We start from the raw sequence: 2,753 nt of genomic DNA, 5'->3' as shown, positions 1-2,753 counted from the left end.
CTAGTGCTGGCGCATCTACGGGAGGGCACACAGCAGCAACAATACGACGCTTTTCTTCCTTAGCAGAAAAACGCTTTGTTAAAACGTACCAACCCGATTGAACTAACCATTTTTCTGTTTCTTGGTTTTGTTCAATTGCGATCGACTTGCGAGGATTGTAGGGTGGAAATAAAACTCTCCCTGCTTTCATAGCTTCTGGGTAAAGTAGTGGAACGCTTTGCTCATCTAAATAATTTTTCAAAGCTGATTTGAGACGAAAATCAACAACTGGGCCTGTTGAAACTTCTAACCCAATTTCATCCAAAGTAGATGAAAATTTATCCATCTGCACTTTTAAAGCATCTTCAAGAGGGTTTGTAACGAGATGAATAAAGCTTTCTGAATCATTTGTTTTAACAACTTGGTTATAAGGAATAACTCTTGATTCTAAAAAATCAATTGCATTGGTTCCAGAGCTACTACTTATTTCTATATAATTAGACTTTTCGCCGGACTTTAAAGCATGAAATATAATATTTTCTTGCAATACGCCATCTTCGCAAAAGGCGGTCGAGCGGCTCTCAAAAACATGAACTTTTTTAAGTTCAATTTTTTCAAGGAAAGCTTTACGGAAAGGACGATAATAAGCTCCATTACAGAAACTTCTAGGCGTAATTGCAACTATCTCTCCGTCCTTAGCAAGCTGTAATACAGTAAGCCAAACAAACGCACTATATAGATTTACAGTTTCAATCCCAAATTTTGAAAGAATTTTATTTTCGATTGATTGCCTGTTAACTTTCTTATAAGGCGGATTCAGAATCGCGTGAGTAAAACGAATAGAGGAATTACTAAAAAGCGGCAAATTTATTTCAGTAAAGGACTTGATGAAGCTTTCTTCATGTAAACAGTAATTCGCTTGAATACCTCTGCTCTCTAAAGCTACACAACACTGTATGAGGCATTCTCTCAAAGATGATATAAAAGTTGATTCAACTTCATATGCTGTTATGAAGCAGCTCTCAACCTTGTTAGGATTTGCTAATAGTCGCTCTACAAAGGCAGCCGTTAATGCCCCAACTCCGGCTCCGGGATCTAGAAGGTTGACGTGACCGGATAAACTGCTAAATTGTCTCGCCATAAAACGAGCAACCGGAGCAGGAGTCATAAACTGTCCCAATTCACTACGCTGCTTCAAATTCAGCTTTGAAGAGAAATGAATCCTGGCGATGTCAGCCGAGTCTGTAAGGAACGTCGTCATGCTCTCAATTTAGTGTTCGATATGAAGACATACCATATATTTGTCTTGTAGTACACTTAACTCGTGATTCGACAGCTCCTGTCTAATTCTCCAAATTGGGATGTTGTATAGATTCTGTCCATATAGCATTCCAACCGCCTCGACAGTATATGTGTGTTGTTACAAATTTTGAGTCTTATTCAACTCGTAAAAAAGACAATCTCTTCTGGTATGCCTACAATAGGCTACAGACATATTTGCAAGTCCTTTTCTTTGCCCTTCGCTTCTATGATTTTTCCTCCCTGGTAAGCTTCTAGAACCCAATCCAACGCACGATTCGCCTTACAACTAAGGCGGAGAGTCTGTTCGTGGATTCCCCCTCCGATCGCCAATGCCGTGAAGATGTTGCGCTGGTGTTCAAATTTTGAGGATGGGAGAATTTTACGATGTCATTGGATAGGAAAAACAAAACGACCAGGACCGTGATTCTATTAACGATTATCTTCCTGGTCATTGAGCTATTAGACGAGCTGGTGGATGGAGTGCGGGGTGCTGCTTATCCGTTGATTCGCAATGACTTGCATCTTTCCTATGTGCAAGTGGGGCTGTTGCTGACGATACCTAATACGATCAGCAGTTTGATAGAGCCAATTTTGGGAATTTGGGCAGATATCGGTCAGCGACGGCAATTGATTTTGGGGGGAGGCGTTGGGTTTGCGATCGCATTACTCCTCATCTCCCTTAGCTATAACTTTTCCTGGCTGTTAGCAGCCTTTGTGCTGTTTTATCCAGCATCCGGTGCCTTTGTCAGTCTTTCCCAGGCAACGCTGATGGACATGGAACCGACTCGCCACGAGCAAAATATGGCACGCTGGGCATTGGCGGGTTCTGTTGGCAATGTCCTTGGGCCTTTGGCTTTAGCGGGTGCGATCGCATTCCATCAAAGTTGGCGGAGTGTATTTTTAATATTGGCGCTACTGACGGTATTACTTGTAGGAATGTTGTGGCAGTATCCAATCGCAACTCCAACGGCATCCTCTGATATTGATCAACCCACGCACAGCTTCAAAGATGGCATCCGTTATGCCATCCAAAGCTTAAAACGAGGTAACGTGTTGCGTTGGTTAACGTTGTTGCAATTTTCCGATTTAATGCTGGATATTTTGAGTGGCTTTTTGGCACTATATTTCGTTGATGTCGTGGGTGTAAACAACACGCAGGCGAGTTTCGCTCTCACAGTCTGGTTAGGGTTTGGTTTACTAGGAGATTTTCTCCTGATTCCCTTACTCGAACGAGTGCAAGGACTCGCTTATTTGAAGGTTAGCGCCATCCTTGTTTTGTGTCTTTATCCAGCTTTTTTGGTTGCACCCAATATCAATCTCAAGCTGGTCATTCTTGGTTTTCTGGGTCTCCTTAATTCGGGATGGTACTCTATTCTCCAGGGGCAATTGTACACAGCGATGCCGGGGCAGAGCGGAACCGTCATGACGCTCAACAACCTGGCAGGTTTTGTGGGGGGGTTAGCTCCGTTTGC

2 protein-coding genes are annotated in these 2,753 nt (G+C 42.8%); one reads left to right on the top strand and one right to left on the bottom strand.

The window, feature by feature from the left end:
• On the bottom strand, positions 1 to 1,240 hold a 1,240-nt coding region (locus H6F50_RS26115), incomplete at its 3' end, for an Eco57I restriction-modification methylase domain-containing protein (RefSeq protein ID WP_190430953.1).
• 425 nt (positions 1,241 to 1,665) lie between these two features.
• Between H6F50_RS26115 and H6F50_RS26110 the strand changes: the two genes are divergently transcribed.
• Positions 1,666 to 2,753: MFS transporter (locus tag H6F50_RS26110; RefSeq protein WP_190430952.1), on the top strand; the 1,088-nt coding region annotated here is incomplete at its 3' end.

It is taken from the genome of Coleofasciculus sp. FACHB-712 (genome assembly GCF_014695635.1).
GTDB lineage: Bacteria > Cyanobacteriota > Cyanobacteriia > Cyanobacteriales > FACHB-T130 > FACHB-T130.
The sequence above is the reverse complement of the archived record's forward strand: the minus strand, read 5'-3'. Positions and strand labels throughout refer to the sequence as shown.